Origin of the sequence: Nonomuraea rosea (assembly GCF_039539705.1) — a bacterium.
Lineage (GTDB): Bacteria > Actinomycetota > Actinomycetes > Streptosporangiales > Streptosporangiaceae > Nonomuraea > Nonomuraea rosea.
The window spans coordinates 191,526-208,536 of sequence record NZ_BAABDQ010000018.1 but is presented as its reverse complement, the minus strand read 5'-3'; the positions used below and the strand labels follow the sequence as shown (position 1 = coordinate 208,536).

The window sequence follows — 17,011 nt, the reverse complement described above, 5'->3', positions numbered from 1 at the left end:
CTCACTCCCGGTCACGCGGCGTGGCGACCTGGATGACGGCGTGGGTGCCGCTGACGCGCCACGACGGGTCGGCGGCGTCCAGCTCGGCGGCCGTCTCCGCGTCGAGGCCGGTGACGACGTCGGACTTGACCGTGCGCAGGGCCGCGACGGGACCCGGGAAGTACGCGGTGACCTCGGCGAACGGGGTCGTCGGCGGCCAGAGCCTGTCGTCGGCCAGCCGCCGGTAGTTCAGGTCGCCCTTCATGATGGTCAGGGCCGAGGCGGCGAACTCCTCACGCAGGTCTGCGGGCATGTCCCGGTAGCCCAGCGGCGCGCAGGCGAACGGGTGCGTCCGCATGCGCAGGCGGTCGTCGCGCAGCGCCTGCCTGAGCCGCCCGCCGATCCCGGCCGCCGCCCCCGCCGCCGCGGTCATGCGGTCGAGGCAGTCGAGGACGTCGCGCGGGGTGGCGTCGGAGATGTAGTACGGCTGCGGCTTGAGCAGCAGGCTCACCTCGCCGGCCCGCCCTCCGGCCAGCAGGTGGTCCACGAGGGCCAGGTCGGCCAGCAGCTCGCGCCCGCTGTTGTCGGCGACCACGGTCACCAGGCCGCCGTCGAGCAGCGGCCACAGCCGGTCGGATTCGTCGGCGGCCAGCGCGCCCGTCTCCTCCGGACCTTTGCCCGCGATCGTGAATCCCAGGTCGGCCAGGTTCCCCCACACCGCCGTCATCAGCAGCGACTGCTCCCGCTCCCCCTCGGCGAGCGCGTGCTGGTGATCGAGCGCGGTCAGGTCGGCCGTGAAGGCGGGGGCGTCCAGCTCGGCGTGCTTGAACGGCGCGAACAGGTCCACGCCCCGCCATCCGCCGTCGGCGAAGTAGCCGCCCGCCTGCAGGAGGCGGCGGTAGAAGTAGGACTCCGCCCACAGGAACCGCTGCTGCTGCCACGACCGGCCGAACTGCTCCTTGCCCCACACCTGCCACAGGTCGAAGTCCGGCGCCTCCGGGGACAGCGGGGCGACCTGGTCCTGCCGCGACTCCCTGAGGAGCGCGGCGAACGCCTGCCGCTCGGCCTGCCCGTACGGCACGGCTTCGAGGATGCGGCGGATCAGCACCGGATGGCGCTCGTGGAAGACCTGCCAGGGGAACGAATCCGGCTCGTCGCAGGTGATCGGGGGCGCTTCCCGATGCGGGACTCTCGGCTGGCTCATGGGTCTTACCTTGCCATCCAGGACACGATCTTCGCCCCTGGCACGCCTCAGGAGCGCTTGATGCGGCGTCTCAGCGCGGGGAGCCAGGGGGCGGCGCCGACGAGGGCCAGGAGCGACAGCAGCGGGACGCGCCACCACGGGGAGACGCTCGCGGGCGGGGCGGCGGGCGGGGCCGTCGTCCAGAGGCGGGCGGTCTTCGACCAGGCCAGGAACGCGTCACCGATCGGCAGCGCGCCGAACGCGTACCGCTTGGTCCACGGCGTGTCGAGCGGCAGCCCGGCCAGCTCCCCGTAGCCGGCCAGCGCCGCGGCGAGCGGGGCGTCCCCGTTCGCCTGCGCCGCGCCCAGGGTGACCGCGGTCGCCGACAGGCTCACCCCGAGCGGGAGCGGGCCCGAGTCGACGTCGGCCGGGCCGTCCATGCCCTCGGGGTATTCGAGCACGGCCGGTCCGAGGCCGAGCGGCGTGACGACGAACCGGTCACGGAAGCGGAGGTACTGCCCGGCCGCGAAGGCGGGGTCGATGCCGGGCAGGAATCGCTGGATCATGCTCTGGGAGCTGCCCCTGGCGACCTCGGCGGGCTCGCCGGTGCCGGGCTCGGCGCGATGCGGGAGCAGGCCCGTGCGCGGGTCGAGCCGGGTGCGTACCGACTGGAGCCAGCGGGCGGCGGTGCCGGCGAAGCGGGGCGAGGCCGCCAGCGCGTCGTGCAACCGCAGCGACGCCATCGCCACGGTCGAGTCGACCGGCCAGGCCTGCCCCGGGTACGCCGCCAGGTAGGGGGAGCGGGAGTCGTCGAACGCCTTGCCCAGCTCGGCGGAGTCCGACGCGAAGCGGCGCAGCTCGGCCGGGTCCCGCCGGCCGGCCGGTTGCAGGCTCAGCGCTCCGCCGCGCAGCCAGTTGCACCATCCGCGGTAGAAGACGCCGTACGACGGGGTGAGGTCCTGGCTGAACGGGGCCCGGCCCTCCGGGGACTCCAGCCGCGCCAGCGCCCAGCGTGCCTCCCGCAGCGCGGCCGCCCGTGCGCCCGGTTGCTCGCGCAGGCCCAGCTCGACCCAGGTCAGGCCGTACAGGACGTGCAGGAAGAAGTAGCCCTCGGGGAACAGCGCCTGCGCCTCCTCGCCCGCGCCGGCGTCCAGGGCCGCGCGCAGGAACGTCAGCTGCCGCCGCACGCCCGGCGGCTCGTCCGCAGGGCCGCCGGCGGTGGCGGGCGCGACCAGGCGGACGACGCCGATCAGGGCGCAGACGCTGACGATGACGGCGGCCAGCCGCCGCGACCGGCGCAGCAGCCCGCGGAGTGGTGTCGCCGATCCGGGCACCCGCCGATGCTAGCGGCGCGGCCCGGGGCCGCGCGACGCGCCGGAGATGAGCCGGTCGGCTCTGGCGATGAGCGGGTTGCCGCGGTAGCGCTGCCAGTCCGTGCGGAGCCGGTGCAGCTCCTCCCCCACGCGGGCCGACGCGATGAGCCGTACGTCGTCGCTGAGGTCCAGGGCGGTGGCGGCGGCGCGGTCGATCTCGCCGGCGCGGAGGAACGCGTGCGCCGCCCGCAGGCCGATCAGCGTGCGGGTGCGGCGCTCGACGGGACGGCGGGCGTTCATGGAGGCGGCGAAGTGCCGGGCCGCGGTGGCGTGGTCGCCGAGCTGGGTGAGGGTGAGGCCGATCTGGTGCTCCAGGGATTCGCGCCGGTAGTTGCCGGTCCACTCCGACTCGGGTACGGAGTCGGCGCGTTCGAGCTGGGCCTCGGTGCGGCGCAGCAGGCTCAGCGCGTCCCAGCGGGTGCCGGCCGCGGCGTGCGCCTCCGCGCGCATCCCGGTGATCCACGCCTGCGTGCGCTGCGGGCCCTGGCCGGCCAGGGCGGAGGCGGCGGCCTCGGCCAGCGTCAGGGCCTCGCCGTCGTGGCCGAGCTCGGCGGCCTGGACGGCCATGCTGCGCAGGGCCGTCGCGCGCAGCACGAGGTCGCCCGCCTCGTCGGCGAGGCGCACGGCGCTGATGTAGTAGCGCTGGGCCAGGGCGTGCGCGCCGGCGTCCATGGCCATGTAGGCGGCCAGATAGCTCAGCTCGGCCGCGGCGGTGAACAGGTCGGGGCGGCTGCGGCCGGTCGCCTCGTGCAGGAGCGGCGTGACCTCGCGGGCCAGGTAGGCGGCGACGGCCGCGCGGGCGTGCCCGCCGCCGAACTGGTCGTCGAGGTCGGCGAAGCTGGCGGTGGCGCCGCGGATCCTGGCGACGTCGCCCGCGCCAGGGCGTACGGCACGCCGGTCCGTACGCCCCCAGCCCCTGCCCCAGCCGTCGGCCCACCCCGCGCCGCGATGCGGCGACAGGGCGGAGACGGCGGCCAGGCCGGACAGCGCGGCCAGGGTGAACGTGCCCGCGGTCAGCACGGTCCGCCGGTTGAGCAGGTCGTCCTCCCCCAGCGTGGCCAGCCGGGCGACCGGGTCGCCGCGCCACGGGTCGTCGGCGGGCGGCGCGACGGCCGGGTCCGGCCAGCCGAAGTCCGCGGGAGCGAGCTCCATCCGGTTCAGGCGCCGGCGGAACGCCTCCACGACCGCGTGCACGGCCTCAGGCCGCGGCACGGTCCCGGTCAGCCAGTGCCCGACGGCCGAGCGGTCGTAGTGCATCCGCTCCCCGCTCTCGGCGGCGACGGCGTTGACGTGCTGCGCGGTGGCGGCGTGCGTCCACCCGGCCTGCTCGATCATCGCGGCGAGCGCGCGGTTCACGACCGGACGGGTGCGCCGTGGGGGCATCGCAACTTCACATCGCTTCACATCGCGGTGCCCTCGACGATGCGCCCTACGCAAAGCACCGTCAATAGTGCGGAGTGTGACGCGGTCGCGCGGCCGTACCCGGATTCGACGGAGGAGGAATCGTGCGCACCCTGTTGGACGAGACGGGCGGGAGCACACCGCCGCGCGTGACGTCGTGACCGGCCCGCAACGACGGGACACCGCCGCGGCGACGATGGACGCGGGCGTCGTCGCGGCGGCCCGGGCCGAGCTGCTGGCCGCGCTGGCCGGCCGCCCCCTGGTCGGCGTCGAGCGGTACGGCACCGCGCTGCGCACCGCCTACACCGGCCCGTCGCCCTTCGAGATCCTGCGTCCCGCCCTGAGCCTGGGCTGCTACGCGGCGTGGGAGCCCGCCATGCCGGGCATGGTGGTGGCGGCCGAGGACCGCACCCGCGTCCGCTCGGTGGCCGAGCGGCACGGCTGGCTGAGCCGGGTGCGCCACGACGCCGCCAGGCACCTGGTCAAACTGGACCGGCCGCCGGTCGTCTGCACCTGGTACGCCAACGCCCGGCTGCACGAGCTGGCCGGCCCCGGCGGCACCGTCGCGGCGATCGGCGGCGAGGTGCGCGCCACCATCGAGGCCAAGCACCTCTTCGACGACCTGCTGCGCGCGGCCGGGGTGCCCGCGGTGGCGCGGATCAGGTGCGTCCACGTCGAGCGGCTGCCCGCCCTTTCTGAGCTGCGGCGCGCGGTCGGCACCGAGCGGGTCGTGGTGCAGGCGGGCGGCACGGCGGGCGGGCGCTCCACCGTGGTCGTGGCGGGCGAGGAGGACATGGGCCGCGCGGTGCGGCTGCTGGGCCCGTACCGGGTGGCCGCGTACGTGGCGGGCTGGCCGTCCACCATCACCGTGCTCAGCGTCCCGGACAGGACCCGCGGCGGCGTGCGCGTGTACATCGACCGGCCGTCCCACACCTCGACCGGCGTCGCGGAGCTGGGCATCCGGTCGCTGCGGAGCGCCGGGAACGACTGGTCGCGCCCCTGGCCCGCGCCGGCCGCCGCGCTGCTCGTCGAGTGCGCGGAGCGGATCGCGGTCTGGGCCTGGCGCAGGTACGGGGTGGCCGGCCTGTTCAGTCTGGGCGCCCTGCTGACCCCGAGCGAGCGGCTCTACCTGTGCGCGATCAAGTGGCGGCACCACGAGAGCACCGAGGTCTCGGCGGTGAACCAGCTCTCCATGGGGCTGCCGCCGTTCATGCTGGCGCACCTGTCCGTGATGCTGGACGGCCGGGCGACCTGGCTGGGCGATCCGCAGGAGTTCAACCACCGCACGCTGCTGCGGGCCACCCAGCCCGGCGGGCCCTTCTACGCCAAGATCCGCCTGGCGCACGAATCACCGGTACGGGTGGCCGCCGGTCAGGGGTCGGGCGTCTACCAGCTCGACCAGGCCGGCCGGCTGCGCTGGCTGCGCCGTGGCGCGCACCCGCTGGACGCCCAGGTCGACCATGGGGAGTTCCTGCTCGCCAACCTGCCGGACCCGGGGATCGTGTGCCATCCCGGCGCGGACATCGCCACCTTCGAGGGCGTCACGCAAGGCGGGATGAACCCGTTCGACGGGCCGGGCAGCGCGTCGGCCTTCACCCGGCGCGTCCTGGCGGCCGTGCGGGAGCTCTTCCTGCCCTACGACGAGCCCGGCCCCTGAGCTCACCTCCTGATGGGGCTCAGCGCGGTGAAGTCGGGCGTGGCCAGGTCCACGTCTGCGGCCGCGCCCTCGTACCCGTCGTAGGAGTCCCGGATGATCTCGCGCAGCACGCCGTACCCCCGGTCGTTGAACAGGCAGACGACCACCTGCACCCCGGCCTGGGCGGCGGCGGCCAGGCCGCCGGCGCCCGTCGGCCGGATCGACGTCCGGGGCGCCAGGATAGGCCGGATCCCCAACATGGGGCCGAACGCGCTGGCCCGGCCCGGCGACTGGCGCGACTACCTGACGCCCAGCACCCGACCCTGCCCTCCGCGACCGGTCGGACTCCGATCCGGGTTCGGTCAGGGGCTGAAGGCGGTCAGGACCTGCTCGGCCTGCTCCATCATGTCCCTGACGATCTCGGCGGCGGGCTTGATGTCGTGGATCAGGCCGACGCCCTGCCCCATCAGCCAGGGCATCTCCTCCCAGTCCGCCTCCGTCCCAGGCACCGGCAGCAGCAGCCCGAACTTGCGCATCTCCGCCTCCTCCCCCTGCACGACCGTGCTGCCGACCCGTTCCAGGGAGTCGAGCTCGGCCGGGATCTCCGCCAGCCGGTCGCCCCACTCCGACACCACGCGGTTGCGCTCGACCCGCATCGGGTTGAACCGCGGGAACTCCGGACCGAAGATCGACGTCAGCACCGAGCGGTCCCCCTGGGCGGCGACCAGCCGCCGGTGGTGCTCGGGATGCACGTGCGCCTCGCGCGAGGCGACCATCCGGGTCCCGACCCACACGCCGTCCGCTCCCAGGCAGAGGGCGGCGGCGACCTGCCGCCCGTCCGTGATCCCGCCCGCGGCCAGGACCAGTGCGCGCCCGCCCACGGCGTCCACGACGGCGGGCACGCCCACCATGGTCGGCAGGCCGCCGTAGTTGTGCCCGCCGGCCTCCCAGCCCTGGGCGATGACGGCGTCGGCCCCGTCGTCCACGGCGAGCCTGGCCGCGTCGGCGGAGCCGACCTGCTCCCACACCGACACCCCGGCCTCGTGCAGCAGCTTCAACCGGTCCGCCGGCGGATGACCCCAGTGGAACGAGACGATCGGCACCCGCTCCTCCGCGCACACCTCGACCTGCTCGGCGCCGCCGAAGAAGGTGATGAGGTTGACGTTGAACGGCGCCTCGCCCGTCCGGTCCCTGACCTCGCGGATGACCTCCCGGAGCCGGTCGGGCGGCAGGAGCCCGGCGCCGATCGCGCCGATGCCGCCCGCGTTGGTGACCGCCGTGGCGAGATCGGGCGTCTCGCCGGCGAAGGCCATCCCGGCGCAGGCGAACGGGTACCGGTTGGCGTACCTGGCGGTGAGTCTGGTGGACAGCACGGACATGGCGGCGTCCTTCCTTGAGACTGTCCGCCCATCGTGACCCCTCCTGGGCGGATTGCCCAACGCTGTCTGTCCGCGTACCTGCTAGAAAGGTGGCCCGCTCCTGCGACCCGAGGTGTCCCGCGTGATCCACGATGTGCTCCGTACGATGGCCGGCAAGATCGCGGCGGGCGCGCCCGCGGGGTGGCGAAGGGCCGAGTTACGCGGGTACGCGGGAGGACACGGAACGTCCGGCCATCGCGGGCTCACGTACGCGCCCGATGACGCCGGCGCCGACGTGGACGTGCACGAGGAGCTGTGCGCGCTGCACACGCTCCTGGGCGCGGGCGAGCACCTCACCGTGGAGCTGACCGTCGAGGCCAGGGGCCGGTTCGAGGCGGTGTTCAGCCAGTCGCTGGAGCGCGACGACGAGGAGGGCTTCCGGTACGTTCTCGACCGGAACGCGCGCCCGGCCGAGCCGGCCCGGGACCCGGCCGACGACCCGGAGGCGTTCGGGGAGCTGACGGTGTCGGGCCCGGACGCGCTCTCCATGCGCGGCCTGCATCGGGGCATCGCCTACCTGACGGTGACCAACGCTCCGCTGGTCGATTTCCGGCCCGTGTCCCGCGCGCCCGGGCTGTGGCACGTCAAGGTGCACAACTGCCCGGGCGCGGACCTGGCCCCGCTGGCCGGCACGTCCGTGGAGCTGCTCGACCTGGGCATGGACATGATCGACCTGGCCCCGCTGGCGGGCCACCCCACGCTGCGGCTGCTGTCCCTGCGTACCGGGCAGCCGGTGGACCTGGAGCCGCTGCTGTCGTGCCCGCGCCTGTACGCGCTGGACCTCTCCGAGGCGGTGATCCGCGACGCCCGGCTGCTCGGGAGGCTGAAGAGCCTGCTCTACCTGCGCCTGCGCCGCGCCCAGTGGGAGGAGCTCTGGGGGCTGACCGATCACCCGGCGGGGCTCGCGGTGGCCGCGCTGGCCGCCGAGCCGCGCCGGGAGAAGACCTGGTGGTGGTCGTCCGACCGCGCCTACCACGCGCCCGAGCCGTCACTGAAGACGGCGGTCCGCTGGGCGGGCGGCCTGGCGAGGGAGCACTCCGACGTACGGATCCACTCCGGCAGGTACGCCAAGCGCCGGCGCTGAAACGCGCCATCCCAGCCGGACCACCCCAGCGGGCGAAGCCCCGGGGGGTCCAGACGAGCAGATCCGAGCGAGCCGGGCTCAGCCGCGGGTCGAGATGAGCCGCATGGCGCGCTCGTGCTGCTCCGGCGACGGCTGCCGGGTCCAGGTGATGCCGGGCCGGTTCTCCGACAGCATGCGGGCCATGACCGCGGACATGACGTCCGACGGCTGGGCGTGCCCCATCTGCGGGCGCAGCGCCCGATATCCGGCCAGCACCCGGCCGTAGTCGTACATCAGCGTGTTGGTGAAGCGGCTGCGCTCGGCGTCGGCGCTCTCCAGCCCCGCCACGAACTCGGGCTCCGGCTCCTGGATCACCGCCTTGTAGACGTCGAGCCGGTTGCGGATCTCGCCGGACGAGGCGTGGGCGTGCGCGTGGTCGTACATGGCGCGCACGTGCCCCGGCTCCTGGGTGAGCACGGTGAGCATGCCGTAGCCGCCGTCCTCGTCCCCGTAGCCGCCGACACCGCCGTCCACGCCCTGCGCGTGCGTCGCGCTCATCATCTGGCTGGTGAAGTCGTACTTGTCCATGCCGTCGACGACCTGCTCGCCCATCCAGCCGTCGTCGAGGTGCAGCACTCCCCCGGTCTCCGCCTGCGCGGCCCGCCCGATGAGATGGCGTACGGCGCCCGCGGGGTCGGCCAGCGCGCCCGGACCCATCCCGGCGAACTGCTCGGCGAGCAGGAACAGCGAGACCATCATCGACGGGTCGTAGACGCGCAGCGCCCCCGCCTCGCGGTGCGGGTAGACCGTGCTCTCGTCGTCGTAGGCCTCCAGCCCGGTCATGAAGGCCTGCTCCTGCTCGTCGGTGAGGATGAGCTCCCAGGCCCATTTTCGTTCGACGTGGAATTTATAGAAGTCCTCGCCCGCGAGCGGGTCGCGGAGCTTCCACCACAGGGCGACGCCGATGATCAGGGCGGCGACCACGCCTAATGCGATCCACATGGAGATGGGTCTTCCTCTCGGGTCGTGACGTTCCGGCGTTCAGCCATGAAGGCCGGAGCGTAGCGGTGAGAGTCCCCTCATTTCCGGTGAACGGCCGAAAACGATCAGCGGCCGGTGGCGGCGCGTTCCCTGAGCACGGTCTTCTGGATCTTGCCGGTCGAGGTCTTCGGCAGGTCGCAGAAGAAGATCTCCTTGGGCGTCTTGAAGTGCGCCAGCCGGTCCCGTACGTGCTGGATGAGCTCGCCTTCCGTGGCGTTCGCGCCCGCGGTGAGGCTGACGTAGGCGACCGGCACCTCGCCCCAGTGCGCGTCGGGCCGCGCGACGACCGCCGCCTCCTCGACGGCGGGGTGGCTGACCAGGGCGTTCTCCACCTCGATCGAGGCGATGTTCTCGCCGCCCGAGATGATCACGTCTTTCGCCCGGTCGACGACCTGCACGTAGCCGTCGGGGTGCAGGACCGCCAGGTCTCCGGTACGGAACCAGCCGTCGGGCGCGGCCTTCTCGGTCGCGCCGGGATCGCGGTGGTAGCCCAGCATGACGTCGTTGCCACGCACGGCGACCTCGCCGATCGCGGCGGCGTCGGCCGGCACGTCGCCGCCGTGCTCGTCGACGACCCGGATCCGCTGGGCGATCACGTTGCCCACGCCCTGCCGCGCGGTCACGGCCGCCAGCTCCCCTGCGTCCATGCCGCTCCACTCGGGCTGCGGCTGGCAGATCACGGCGGGGCCGTACGTCTCCGTGAGCCCGTACAGGTGGATCACGTCGATCCCCGCCCGCAGCGCCCGGCCGAGCAGCGCGGGGCTCGGCGGCGCGCCGCCCACGCAGGCGAGCAGCCGCGGCTCCAGGGCGGCGGCGGGCGCGTCGGGGTGCGCCAGCAGCGACGTGAGCACGGTCGGTGCGCCGCACAGATGGGTGACCCGGTGCTCCCTGATCAACCGCCAGGCCAGCGGCGGATCGACCTTGGGCAGGCAGACATGACGGCCGCCGGCCAGGGTCACCGCCCAGGGGAAGCACCACCCGTGGCAGTGGAACATCGGCAGCGTCCACAGGTAGCCGCTGGCCGCGTCGAGCCTGGTGTGCAGCGCCATGGCCAGCGCCTGGAGGTAGGCGCCGCGGTGGTGGTAGACGACCCCTTTGGGACGTCCCGTGGTCCCGCTGGTGTAGTTGATCGACAGCGGTGACAGCTCGTCCGCCACCCTGACCAGCAGCGGCTCGGCCCCGGCCAGCAGCGCCTCGTACGCGTCCCCGCCGGTCACCAGCCGCGGGCGCGACCCGCTCAGGTCGCAGGCCGCGCGGGCGAGCGCCGCGTGCTCGTCGTCGTGCAGGAGCACCGAGACCTCGGCGTGGTCGATGATGTACGCCAGCTCGCCCGGCGACAGGCGGATGTTCATCGGCACCATGACCGCGCCGGCCGCCGGCACGCCGAACGTCGACTCCAGCAGCAGGTGGCCGTTGGCGGCGAGCAGGCCCACCCGGTCTCCCGTACGCACCCCCGTACCGGCCAGGCCGCCTGCCAGCAGCCGGACGCGTTCCCACAGCTCGGCGTAGGTGAACGTCAGCTCGCCGTCCACGACCGCGATCCGCCGGGCGAACACGGCCGCCGCGCGTTCGAGGAAGCTCGTCGGGGTCAGCGGCTCGAACGACAGACCGGTCATCGGCCCTCCTCCGCGTGCAGGCGTGCCGTATAGATCATCGCATGCGTGGACGCTCCGGCCCATTCGTGAGCTACGTCACATCTCACCCGGGCCAGAACCGGCGCGGCCCCGGCGGGCTACTCACCTGTCGATCCCGGCCCGCGGAAGCACCGGGGAACCCTCTCGAAGGAGCACGATGACCAGCAAAGTGATCACCGCGGTCGCCGGAGCGAGCCTCACGGTCGCGGTGGCCGGAGCGGTCGGCCTGGGCCCGATCGGCGCGTTCGCCGCCGACACAGGCGCCGCCTCCGCCCCCACTCCGGCGGTGTCCGCTCCGGCCGCCGCCAAGCGGCCGCCGAAGGGCGCACGGGCGGTCGTCGAGGTCAGCCCCAACCCCACCGCCCGGCGGGGCCAGGAGGTGACGATCACCGGCAACTGCGGCGGCGGCGGCGGCGAAGCTGAAGACCGTGATCAGCGGTGTCAACCGCAAGCCGGTTCTGGAGGACGTCCGGATCGTCGACGACAACCCGGCCGGGTTCGTGGCCAAGGCGACGCTCTCCCGGACGATCGGCAACGGCGTCGGCCCGATCTTCGTGGACCGCGGCGACGAGCTGGGCGTCACGCTCCTGGTGACGCACGTCTGACCAGCACCCAGCCCGCGTGATCAAGCCGGCCCGCTCCGCCTGGCGGTAGGTTGACTCGGATGCAGGCGGAGGAACTTCAGGTCGTCGAAGCCGCGCTGGGCGGCACCGTGGTGGCGGCGAGCACGCTGGCCGGCGGCTTCTCACACGAAACGGTGCTGCTCACGCTGGCGGACGGGCAGGTGGTGGCCCGCTTCGGCGGCCCCGATCCCGCCGTCGAGGCCGCGGTCATGGCCGCCGCCCGCCCGTACGCGCCCGTGCCGGAGGTGCTGCACGTCCTGCCCGAGACGGCCTCGGACGGCCGGGCGCGGCCGGTCATGATCCTGGAGTACGTCCACGGCACGCCCCTCAGCCAGGTGCTCTCCGAGAACGGGAACGAGAGCGGGAACGGGAACGAGAGCGGGAACGGCGACGGGCTCGCGGAGCTCGGCGCGGAGGTCGGGCGGGTCGTCGCCGGCATCTCGGCGGTGACGTTCGAGGGGCCGGGGTTCTTCGCCGACGCGCGTCTCACCGTGGCCGTGGATCAGCCGCCGTGGTCACGGCAGCTGCCCGAGTTCGCCACCGCCTGCATGGCGGCGGATCCGGCGCGGGCCCGCCTGGACGGGGACGTCCAGCGCGCCTGGGCGGACCTGTGCGCGGCCCACGCGCCGTCGCTGGCCCGTGTCGATCACCACAGCCGCCTCGTGCACGCCGACATCAACCCCAAGAACCTCCTGGTCACGCACGCGCGGGACGGCTGGCGGGTGGACGCCGTGCTCGACTGGGAGTTCAGTTTCGCCGGCTGCCCGTACGGCGACGCGGCGAACATGCTCCGCTTCGGCGCCGGCTACCCCGCCTCCTTCCTCACCGGTTTCCGCACCGGCTTCGCCGCACACCAGCCGGCCGGCCTGCCGCTCCCCGGGGACTGGGCCTATCTGGGGCGCGTGCTGGACATGTTCGCCCTCAGCGACCTGGTCACCCGGCCCACCGGGCACGCCGTCGCGGACGAGGCGGCGGAGCGGATCCGGCACTGGGTCGCGGAAGGGGTCCCCGACCTGGCCGAGTGACCGCGGCTCCCTTTACCGCGACCTGATGCGGGCCGAGGCCAACCAGGCCGAGGTGGACGCGCACGCCCGCCAGAGCGAGCCGGGGACCGAGCTGGCCGGGGCCGCCGAGACCGGCGCGGGCACCCCGAGCTGACCTGGGCCGGGGCTAGGGCGCCGGCGTCTTGGAGAGGTCGTAGACGCCGCCCAGCCCTTCGGCGGGGAGGTCGTGGACGACGGCGGCGAGGGCCTTGGCCGGGATCACGTGCCTGCCGGTGGCGCCGCGACGCCCGTTCGGGTCCCACACCGTGATCGTGCCCTTCGACCTGTCATAGCCGTAGGCCACGATCGCGTGCCCGACCTTGCGCTTCCCCTTGCTCCACGGCAGCTTGTTTCCGAGCACCGCCACGATCGTGGGCCGCTTGTGCACGCCCACCGCCTGAGCCACGCTGAGCATGAGCGCGGCCGGGTTGTCCTTGGCGTAGGTCAGCCGGAACGCGTAGCCCTTCGGCGCCACGTACGCGTTGAGTACCGCGAGCGTGTTCTTGCGCTTGGTGGCGCCCGCTTTCGCGTCGGTCTTCATCTCCTTGGCGAGCTGGTCCTGGGTCCTGGCGATGCCGAAGGCGCCCAGGACGACCGCGCCGGAGGCGGGAGCGCAGTAGTAGCCCGTCCGCTGCGCCTGTCCCTTGATCGCCACCGCGGCCTGGCCGGGCGGGACCGGCAGCCCGGCCTGCTGGGCGCTGACCGGGGCCGGGGCCGCGGACACGGACACCGGCACCGGCACGGCCTGCGCGGCGGCAGGCAGCGCGGCGGTGGACAGGATGCCGCCGGTGAGGGCGGCACCGAGGACGAGTCTTGCGAAACGCACGCGGGCACTCCGTGATGAAGGCGATACCAGAGTGACCAAACTACACAGATCGCCAGTAGATCATTACTGTGAAGAATCAATTGAGGTCAGCGGCCCGGGACAGGGACGGGACACGGGCGGGCACCGGCTCCCTCGTGCCCGGGACGGCGGGCGCCCGACAGTGGTGTGCGTCCAGCGGGAACCGATCAGCGGATCCCGCCCCCGTCAAGGGAGTACACCATGTTCGCAACCCCGATCCGCCGCTTCCTCGCCGCCGCCCTTCTGGCCGCCGGGCTCACCGCCGGGCTGGTCACCACGCCGGCCCAGGCCGCCCGCGGCTGCGACAAGGTGGGCACGGCCTCGCTGTACCTGGACGGCGTGCGCGCCGCCACGGTGAACGACTACGACTGCGGCCTCACCGAGTACGCCCAGGTCTGGGTGTGGAAGTCCTTCATGGACAGCCACCCGCAGACCTGGTCGGCGAGCGTGTACGTGCAGCGGCAGAGCGGGCAGCAGCTCAACCGCCGTTCCTACAGCAACGTCCGGCAGCAGGACATGCCGTCGTCCAACCTGCCGGTGATCCCGCCGTCAGCGGCCTGCGGCACCTTCTCCTACGGCGGGCGCTCCGCCACCGTGTGCACGCCGTACGTCTGAGCCGGCGACCGGGCGCCGTCCCCCACCGGGGGCGGCGCCCGGTCATTCGCCGAGCCCGGCGTCCCGGGCCCGGATGACGGCCTGCGCGCGGTCGGCGACCTGGAGCTTGTCGAACAGGCGGGACACATGGTTGCGCACCGTCTTCTCCGACAGCACGAGGCTGCGCGCGATGCGCCGGTTGTCGTGGCCGCGCGCCACCAGGTCCAGGATCTCGCGCTCCCTGGCGGTCAGCGTGGGGAAGGCCTCCTGGCACGGTACGGAGTGCAGCGCGGAGAAGAAGGCCGACAACCGCTCGGCCGTACGCGGGCCGAGGCTCGCCCCGCCTCTGGCGACCGTGTGCACGGCGCGCAGGATGTCCTCGGCGCCGGTGTCCTTGACGAGGTAGCCGCGGGCTCCGGCGCGCAGGGCCGCGACCACCGTGTCGTCGGCGTCGGACATGGTGAGCACGAGCACGGCGGGCACGTGCTCGTGCTCACCGCCGGAGGTGAGCCGCCTGGTCGCCTCCAGGCCGGATCCGTCGGGCAGGCAGAGATCCATCAGCACCACGCGGGGGCGCAGGCGGGCGGTGAGCGCGTACGCCTGGGCCAGGTCGCCGGCCTCCCCCACGACGCTGAGCCGGGGGTCGGAGTCGAGGACGTAACGCAGGCCCTGGCGGAACATCGGGTGATCGTCCACGATGAGCACGCTCACCGGCTCTCCGGGCAGCTCGATCACGGGCCCTTCGGGCAGCTCGCTCAGCGGCTCCCGCTCTCCGGGCAGCACACTCTGGGGTTCCCGCTCTCCGGGCAGCACACTCTGGGGTTCCCGCTCTCCGGGCAGCACACTCTGGGGTTCCCGCTCTCCGGGCAGCACACTCTGGGGTTCCCGCTCTCCGGGCAGCTCGCTCTGGGGTTCCTCCGGCACGGCGCCTCCTCCTCTCACGGCAGGTGCAGGGGCAGGCGGGCGTGCACGCGGGTGCCGCCGCCCGGCTCGCCGCCGAGCGCCAGCGTGCCGCCGATCTCCTCCGCCCGTTCGGCCATCGACCGCAGCCCGACACCCTCGCGGGCGGGCGTCGCGGGCAGGCCGGCGCCGTCGTCGGCGATCCGCAGCTCCAGCCACGGCCCCGCGACCGCCAGGCCCAGCTCGATGCGGCCCGCACCGCTGTGCCGCACCGCGTTGGTGAGGGCCTCCGCGGCGATCCGGTACGCGGCCACCTCGGTCGCGGCGGGCAGCGCAGGCAACGCGCCAGGCAACTCCGTCCGAACGATCATCCGACCGGCGGTGTGCGCGGCCGTGCCGTCCATCGCACGGTCACCGCCGCGATCCGCAGAACGACCGGCGGACCGGCCAGCGGACCCGTCGGCGGACCGGCCAGCGGACCGGTCGGGGGCGTGGCCGGCCAAGGGGGCGGCGGTGGGGGCGGCGGTGGGGGCGGCGGCGCCGAAGCGGGTCGCGAGGTGGTCCAGGGCGGCGAGGAGGCCCATGTCGTCCAGCACCGGCGGGCGCAGGTCGTCGATGATCTGGCGGATCTCGCGCAGGCACCAGGCGGTCTCCCCCGACGCCTCCACCAGCAGCGGCGCCACCGGCGAGCCGGCGCCCAGGGTGTGCCTGGCGCCGTCCAGGCGCAGCCGGATCCCGGCCAGCGACGGGCCCAGGCCGTCATGCAGGTCGCGGCGCAGCCGTCGGCGCTCCTCCTCCCTGGCGGCGACGATCCGCTCCCGGCTGGCCAGCAGGTCGGCACGCAGCCGCAGCGCCGCGACCACGGGCGCGACCTGGGTGGCCAGGTCGCCGAGCGCCGCGCTGTCGCGGGCGTCGAGCACCTTCTCACCGGGCCGGGCGGTGATGACCAGCGTGCCGACGTGCTCCGCGTAATGGTGCAGCGGGAACTCGATCGCGGCCCCGCCCTCCGGCTCTCCCGCCGCCGCGAGGACCTGCACCCCGTTGCGGGTGGGCGCGGACAGCTCGGCCCCGGGCAGCCCCAGCCGGTCCACCACCGTGCGGCACACGGTCATGGCCACCTCGTCGGAGTCGTGCTGGTCCCGCAGTTGCCTGGCCAGGATGCGGATGGCCTCGTCGGGGCCGGACCGGCGGCCGTAGAAGAGCAGGTTCGTCGTCCGCCACAGCAGCCGGGCCAGCGGGCGCAGCGCCAGCGCGCTCAACGCCGCCGGCGCCGCCCCGGCGGCGGGCGCCACCTCCGCGATGGTGACGGACAGCGCGTGGTACGTGATCCAGAGGCCGAGGATCAGCCCTTCGAGCACGAGGAGCAACCGGACCATGCGCACCAGCGGGCTCAGCCGGACCGAGGCGGCGGCCACGATGGCGATCATGATGATGGCGATCGTGCTCGGTCCCTGGATGATCAGGTCCGCCCAGAACCTGCCGTTGAGGTCGCGGGCCACGGGAAGCTGCGCGTAGACGGTGGCCACCAGCCAGAAGGTCGCGTGGCAGATCAACAGGGTGATCAGCCGCGGGCGCGCCAGCCCCTGGGCGGACCGCGAGGCCCGCAGCACCAGCGACACCGCGGCGGCCACGGCCACGATCCTGGGCATCCAGATGATCGGCTCGCCCAGGGCTCCCCACCACGGGTGGCCGGATGCCATCGTCTGCGACGTCCAGGCCGCGTCGTGCCGGTCGCGCCCGTACCAGGCCAGCGGCGCCAGGTAGAGCACATACGCGGCGGCCATGCCGTACAGGACGAAACGCCAGCGCCGCCCGGGAAGCCGGCCGCCGGGATAGAACAGCGGCAGGACGGCCAGCGCGCCGTGCTGGGCGAAGATGGCCACCCCGCGCAGCACGGCCAGCGGGCCGCCCGCCATGAACGCCCCCGCCCCGTCCCCCAGCTCGCGCAGCGTCTGGCCGAGCCCCGCCAGGCTCAGGCCGGCCGAGGTGACCAGCAGCACCAGGCCGACGCCGTGGCGGGGATCGCGCCGCAGGACCATCCACGCCGCGACGGCCAGCCCGATCCCCAGCCCGAGGCTGCGCGCGATCCACGTCTGCGAGTCGGCGACGAGGTGGAGCGCCCCGTCGGCGGTCATCGCGGCCACCGCGCACCCGGCGAAGGACGCCGACAGGGCGGTCAGCGCGACCGCGCGCCGGGGCCACGGCCGCCGCGGGACCGGCACGACGCCGGCACGGGCCGCCTCCGACAGCATGCCGTCATGATAGATGCACGGACGGTA

The 17,011-nt window shown here is 74.1% G+C and carries 15 protein-coding genes; 5 read left to right on the top strand and 10 right to left on the bottom strand.

The genetic code is table 11. The features are described from left to right. Position 1: 1 nt before the first annotated feature. The 3 genes from ABEA43_RS35415 to ABEA43_RS35405 are packed head-to-tail and all read right to left on the bottom strand — an operon-like array spanning position 2 to position 3,891. Complete coding sequence (locus ABEA43_RS35415) at positions 2-1,183, bottom strand: damage-control phosphatase ARMT1 family protein (RefSeq protein WP_345568789.1); 1,182 nt, start codon at positions 1,181-1,183, stop codon at positions 2-4. Positions 1,184-1,230: 47 nt separating this feature from the next. Beyond that, on the bottom strand, positions 1,231-2,496 hold the full coding sequence (locus ABEA43_RS35410; protein ID WP_345568788.1) for a hypothetical protein: 1,266 nt from the start codon (positions 2,494-2,496) through the stop codon (positions 1,231-1,233). A 9-nt stretch (positions 2,497-2,505) separates the two neighbouring features. Then, on the bottom strand, positions 2,506-3,891 hold the full coding sequence (locus tag ABEA43_RS35405) for an NsdA family TPR-like regulatory protein (protein WP_345568786.1): 1,386 nt from the start codon (positions 3,889-3,891) through the stop codon (positions 2,506-2,508). A gap of 202 nt (positions 3,892-4,093) precedes the next feature. Here ABEA43_RS35405 and ABEA43_RS35400 point away from each other — a divergent pair, with 202 nt between their 5' ends. Then, entirely contained in the window at positions 4,094-5,593 is a 1,500-nt protein-coding gene (locus ABEA43_RS35400; RefSeq protein WP_345568784.1) for a hypothetical protein, read from the top strand. 2 nt (positions 5,594-5,595) lie between these two features. On the opposite strand, the gene ABEA43_RS35395 is transcribed toward ABEA43_RS35400, so the two are convergent. After that, positions 5,596-5,832 (bottom strand): hypothetical protein, encoded by a 237-nt coding sequence (locus tag ABEA43_RS35395; protein ID WP_345568783.1) that lies wholly within the window; start codon positions 5,830-5,832, stop codon positions 5,596-5,598. A 102-nt stretch (positions 5,833-5,934) separates the two neighbouring features. Further along, the gene (locus ABEA43_RS35390; protein WP_345568782.1) at positions 5,935-6,951 is read right to left on the bottom strand and encodes an NAD(P)H-dependent flavin oxidoreductase; all 1,017 of its coding nucleotides are present in this window, start codon (positions 6,949-6,951) and stop codon (positions 5,935-5,937) included. Positions 6,952-7,072: 121 nt separating this feature from the next. Between ABEA43_RS35390 and ABEA43_RS35385 the strand changes: the two genes are divergently transcribed. Next, positions 7,073-8,074 carry a hypothetical protein gene (locus tag ABEA43_RS35385; protein ID WP_345568780.1) on the top strand — a complete coding sequence of 334 codons (1,002 nt, stop codon included), beginning with the start codon at positions 7,073-7,075 and terminating at the stop codon, positions 8,072-8,074. Positions 8,075-8,152: 78 nt separating this feature from the next. On the opposite strand, the gene ABEA43_RS35380 is transcribed toward ABEA43_RS35385, so the two are convergent. Together ABEA43_RS35380 and ABEA43_RS35375 are read right to left on the bottom strand one after the other, a co-directional pair. Then, positions 8,153-9,055 (bottom strand): hypothetical protein, encoded by a 903-nt coding sequence (locus tag ABEA43_RS35380; RefSeq protein WP_345568778.1) that lies wholly within the window; start codon positions 9,053-9,055, stop codon positions 8,153-8,155. A gap of 104 nt (positions 9,056-9,159) precedes the next feature. Then, on the bottom strand, positions 9,160-10,710 hold the full coding sequence (locus ABEA43_RS35375; RefSeq protein ID WP_345568776.1) for an AMP-binding protein: 1,551 nt from the start codon (positions 10,708-10,710) through the stop codon (positions 9,160-9,162). A 446-nt stretch (positions 10,711-11,156) separates the two neighbouring features. Here ABEA43_RS35375 and ABEA43_RS35370 point away from each other — a divergent pair, with 446 nt between their 5' ends. Together ABEA43_RS35370 and ABEA43_RS35365 are read left to right on the top strand one after the other, a co-directional pair. Beyond that, the gene (locus ABEA43_RS35370) at positions 11,157-11,333 is read left to right on the top strand and encodes a hypothetical protein (RefSeq protein WP_345568774.1); all 177 of its coding nucleotides are present in this window, start codon (positions 11,157-11,159) and stop codon (positions 11,331-11,333) included. A gap of 59 nt (positions 11,334-11,392) precedes the next feature. Then, entirely contained in the window at positions 11,393-12,376 is a 984-nt protein-coding gene (locus tag ABEA43_RS35365) for a phosphotransferase family protein (RefSeq protein WP_345568772.1), read from the top strand. Between the two features lie 145 nt (positions 12,377-12,521). Here ABEA43_RS35365 and ABEA43_RS35360 read toward each other — a convergent pair whose 3' ends face one another. Continuing rightward, complete coding sequence (locus tag ABEA43_RS35360) at positions 12,522-13,220, bottom strand: C39 family peptidase (RefSeq protein WP_345568770.1); 699 nt, start codon at positions 13,218-13,220, stop codon at positions 12,522-12,524. Positions 13,221-13,439: 219 nt separating this feature from the next. Between ABEA43_RS35360 and ABEA43_RS35355 the strand changes: the two genes are divergently transcribed. Further along, on the top strand, positions 13,440-13,853 hold the full coding sequence (locus ABEA43_RS35355) for a hypothetical protein (RefSeq protein ID WP_345568768.1): 414 nt from the start codon (positions 13,440-13,442) through the stop codon (positions 13,851-13,853). Between the two features lie 42 nt (positions 13,854-13,895). On the opposite strand, the gene ABEA43_RS35350 is transcribed toward ABEA43_RS35355, so the two are convergent. Then, on the bottom strand, positions 13,896-14,756 hold the full coding sequence (locus ABEA43_RS35350; RefSeq protein WP_345568766.1) for a response regulator: 861 nt from the start codon (positions 14,754-14,756) through the stop codon (positions 13,896-13,898). 14 nt (positions 14,757-14,770) lie between these two features. Further along, positions 14,771-16,984: a sensor histidine kinase gene (locus ABEA43_RS35345; RefSeq protein ID WP_345568764.1), complete on the bottom strand. Its 2,214-nt coding sequence runs from the start codon at positions 16,982-16,984 to the stop codon at positions 14,771-14,773. Positions 16,985-17,011: the final 27 nt, after the last annotated feature.

Bases quoted from the DNA above. Each gene is read 5' to 3' on its own strand.
- ABEA43_RS35415 (WP_345568789.1), bottom strand. From the start codon at position 1,183: ATGAGCCAGCCGAGAGTCCCGCATCGGGAAGCGCCCCCGATCACCTGC.
- ABEA43_RS35395 (WP_345568783.1), bottom strand. From the start codon at position 5,832: ATGTTGGGGATCCGGCCTATCCTGGCGCCCCGGACGTCGATCCGGCCG.
- ABEA43_RS35390 (WP_345568782.1), bottom strand. From the start codon at position 6,951: ATGTCCGTGCTGTCCACCAGACTCACCGCCAGGTACGCCAACCGGTAC.
- ABEA43_RS35380 (WP_345568778.1), bottom strand. From the start codon at position 9,055: ATGTGGATCGCATTAGGCGTGGTCGCCGCCCTGATCATCGGCGTCGCC.
- ABEA43_RS35375 (WP_345568776.1), bottom strand. From the start codon at position 10,710: ATGACCGGTCTGTCGTTCGAGCCGCTGACCCCGACGAGCTTCCTCGAA.
- ABEA43_RS35365 (WP_345568772.1), top strand. From the start codon at position 11,393: ATGCAGGCGGAGGAACTTCAGGTCGTCGAAGCCGCGCTGGGCGGCACC.
- ABEA43_RS35355 (WP_345568768.1), top strand. From the start codon at position 13,440: ATGTTCGCAACCCCGATCCGCCGCTTCCTCGCCGCCGCCCTTCTGGCC.
- ABEA43_RS35345 (WP_345568764.1), bottom strand. From the start codon at position 16,984: ATGCTGTCGGAGGCGGCCCGTGCCGGCGTCGTGCCGGTCCCGCGGCGG.